The organism is Streptomyces sp. SID14478, assembly GCF_010548525.1.
Taxonomy (GTDB): Bacteria; Actinomycetota; Actinomycetes; order Streptomycetales; family Streptomycetaceae; genus Streptomyces.
On record NZ_JAAGMG010000188.1, the window covers coordinates 1 to 3,421 of the forward strand.

A 3,421-nucleotide genomic window follows, 5' to 3' on the forward strand; every position below is an offset into this window, starting at 1 on the left:
GTCCGAGCGCCCGCGCGGACGTCGACGGGCGGGGCCGCGGCGTCCGTTGCGGTGGCGCACCGCGGCACTCCGAGGACCGAGACGAGTACCGCCACCAGCAGCGCGCCCCACAACAGACGCCCCGGGCACGCGGCGGTGCGCGTACGCAGGGGGCGGGTGGGGCGGGGCATGCGGCAATTCTGCACCACACCGACGAGGGATCGTTAACGTCCCGTTGACCGGTGCGTCAGGTGTCCGCCCGATCTCCATGGTCTGCTTCCGGACAGGCAGCGGAGGATCTTCGGGAGGAGTCGGCCATGGAACGCGTCGAGCTGCGCACCATCGAGGAACTGATGGCGGCCCTGCACGCCTGTCGGGACGCGTGGGACGCCCCCGACCGCAGCGGCGATCCGGTCGATCTGCACGACCACGCCCTGCAGACCGCGGCGCTGCTGCGGCGCGAGCGTCCCAGCGACAAGGAGTTGCAGGTCGCGGGCCTCGTGCACGACCTCGGGCACTGGCTCCACCCGGGCGACGACGCGGGGCACGCGGACAGCGCGGCCCATGCGGTGCGCGGGCTGCTCGGGGAGCGGGTGGCGCGGCTCGTGCAGTTGCACGTCCCCGCCAAGCGCTACCTCACGGCCGTCGAACCGGGCCGCGCCCTGTCGGCGCAGAGCGCGCTGACGCTGGACGCGCAAGGCGGCCCGATGACGGCGCAGGAGGTCGCCGCGTTCGCGGCGGACCCGCTGGCCGAGGACGCGGTGGCGCTGCGCCAGGCGGACGACGCGGGCAAGGTGGTGGGTCTGGACGCCGGGGTGATGGAGGACTGGCGCCCGGTGCTCGAACTGGTGGCACGGACCGCCGCCGCGTACGCCCCCTGAGCCGTCCGGCAGCTCGCCGCCTGCACCAACACCACACCAATTGTCCGCGACAGTCTCATGTTTGACTTGTCGTCAGCTCCGACTGTCCATGAGACCGTACGCGCATGACGTCGCGTCCCCTTGCCGGCAGGGCAGCCGTCGTGACCGGTGCCTCGCGGGGTATCGGCCGGGCGATCGCCGAGGAACTCGCCGATGCGGGCGCCCGGTTGTGCGTGACGGCCCGGGACCCGGACGGTGTGCGGGGCTGCGTCGCGGCGCTGCGCGCGCGAGGCGCCGACGCGGTGGGCGTGGCCGGGTCCGTCGCCGACCCGGCGCATCTGTGGGAGGTCATCGAGCGGACCGTGGCGGCGTACGGCCGGGTCGACGTCGTCGTGAACAACGCCGCGACGAACCAGCCGTCCGGGCCGCTGATGGACGCCGACCCCGACGCGTGGCGCACGGCGTTCACGGTGAACGTGGAGGCGCCGCTGCGTCTGGTGCAGTGCGCGTGGCGGGCCTGGATGGGCGAGCACGGCGGCGCCGTCGTCAACGTGTGCACCGAGGGAGCCGCCCACGTCGGCCCGCACGTGGGGGCCTACGGCACGAGCAAGGCGGCGCTGCTGCACCTGACGGCTCAACTGGCGGGCGAACTGGGCCCGTCGGTGCGGGTCAACTCGGTCTCCCCCGGGCTCGTGCGCACCGAGATGGCGCGGTTCGTCTGGGAGCGGGCCGAGGAGGCGGTGGCGGCGGGACTGCCGACCGGCCGGATCGGCGAGCCCGGGGACATCGCGCGTGCGGTGCGCTGGCTGGTGTCGGACGAGGCGTCCTGGATCACCGGCGCGGATCTCCTGGTGGACGGCGGCACACGGGTGCGCGCCGCCTCACCGACGGGCGACAGCGGCGCCGTCCAGCAGCAGCTGCGTCACCACTTGCCGGGCGCGTAGTCCTTCAGGAAGACCCCGTACACGTCCTCGCCCGCCTCGCCGCGCACGACCGGGTCGTAGACGCGGGCGGCACCGTCGATCAGGTCGAGCGGGGCGTGGAAGCCCTCCTCGGCCAGGCGCAGCTTGTCGTAGTGCGGGCGTTCGTCGGTGATCCAGCCGGTGTCGATCGACGTCATGAGGATGCCGTCGCTCTGGAACATCTCCTGGGCGCTGGTCCGCGTCACCATGTTCATCGCGGCCTTGGCGGCGTTCGTGTTCGGATGGCCCGCGCCCTTGTAGCCGCGGCCGAAGACGCCCTCCATCGCGGAGACGTTCACCACGTACGCGCGTCCGCTCGACGCCTTCTTCGCGGCCTCGGCCATGCTCGGGCGCAGGGCGCTGATCAGGATGAACGGCGACGTGTAGTTGCACAGCTGGGTCTCGAGCAGCTCGACCGGGGAGATCTGGTCGATGGTCTGCACCCAGGTGTTGGTGTCGACGACGTCCGGGACGAGGCCGCCGGCGTCGATGGCCGTGCCGTCGAGGTGCCGGGCCACGCTCGCGTTGCCCGCGACGAGGGCGAGGTCGGCGACCTTCTGGGCGTCGATGCCGCTGGTGCCGATGGGCAGCGCGGCGATGCCGTCGACCGCGCCCGAGTTGAAGGCGCCGATGACGCTGTGCGCGGGCAGTTCGCCCGCGGGCAGCGGCGCGCTCTCGCCGTCTACCAGGGCGGCGTACGCGGAGGGCAGGCGGCGTACGGTCTGCGTCGCGTTGTTGATCAGGATGTCCAGCGGGCCGGCCGCGGTGAGCCGCTCGGCGAGGGAGACGGACTGGGCGGGGTCGCGCAGGTCGATGCCGACGACTTCGAGCCGGTGGATCCAGTCCGCGGAGTCCTCCATCGCCTTGAAGCGGCGGATGGCGTCCTTGGGGAACCGGGTGGTGATCGTCGTGTGCGCGCCGTCACGCAGCAGTCGCAGCGCGATGTACATGCCGATCTTGGCGCGGCCGCCGGTGAGCAGGGCGCGCTTGCCGGTGAGGTCGGCGCGGGCGTCGCGCTTGTCCCTGTTCAGGCGGGCGCAGTCGGGACAGAGCTGGTGGTAGAAGTAGTCGACTTCCACGTACCGGGTCTTGCAGGTGTAGCAGGAGCGCGGGCGCTGGAGTATTCCCGCGAGGCGTCCCTGCTCGGTCTGCGACGAGGGCAGCAGGCCCTCGGTCTCGTCGTCGATGCGCTCGGCGGAGCCGGTCGCGGTCGCCTCGGTGACGGCCTTGTCGTGGGCGGTCTTGGCGGCCCGGCGCTCCTGGCGGCGGCGCTGCTTCACGGTCCGGTAGATGCCCGCGGTGGCGCGCCGGACCGCGATGGCGTCGGGGTGGTCGACCTCGATCTTGTCGAGCTCGTCGAGCACGCTGAGGCAGACGGCGAGCCGCTCGGGGTCGATGCCGGGCCCGTACTCCTGATCGAGGGCCTGATTGTCCTCTGTCACCGTCATCGCCGCTGCCGTTTCCTGGGGTGTCGCGCGTCGCGCGCGATCCGCGCCCGCTGTCAAAGCCTTCGAAAGCGGAATTTTACGTAGCGGGGGCCCCTGTCTCCAAACTCGTTCCGGTGACGGGACGCAGGTCACTTCGCGGGAGGCCCGGACTCCAGGCGGCGGGCGGGCGGCC

3 protein-coding genes are annotated in these 3,421 nt (G+C 72.5%); 2 read left to right on the plus strand and 1 reads right to left on the minus strand.

Annotation, left to right across the window (positions count from 1 at the left end):
- Positions 1–296 precede the first annotated feature (296 nt).
- Both G3I40_RS07080 and G3I40_RS07085 read left to right on the plus strand, forming a co-directional pair.
- A complete protein-coding gene (locus tag G3I40_RS07080; RefSeq protein ID WP_164301303.1) occupies positions 297–860 on the plus strand; it encodes an HD domain-containing protein in 564 nt (187 codons plus the stop codon).
- 104 nt (positions 861–964) lie between these two features.
- A complete protein-coding gene (locus G3I40_RS07085; protein ID WP_164301304.1) occupies positions 965–1,783 on the plus strand; it encodes an SDR family oxidoreductase in 819 nt (272 codons plus the stop codon).
- On the opposite strand, the gene G3I40_RS07090 is transcribed toward G3I40_RS07085, so the two are convergent.
- A complete protein-coding gene (locus tag G3I40_RS07090; protein WP_164301305.1) occupies positions 1,762–3,249 on the minus strand; it encodes an SDR family NAD(P)-dependent oxidoreductase in 1,488 nt (495 codons plus the stop codon). The two genes, G3I40_RS07085 and G3I40_RS07090, sit on opposite strands and share 22 nt — an antisense overlap.
- Positions 3,250–3,421 lie beyond the last annotated feature (172 nt).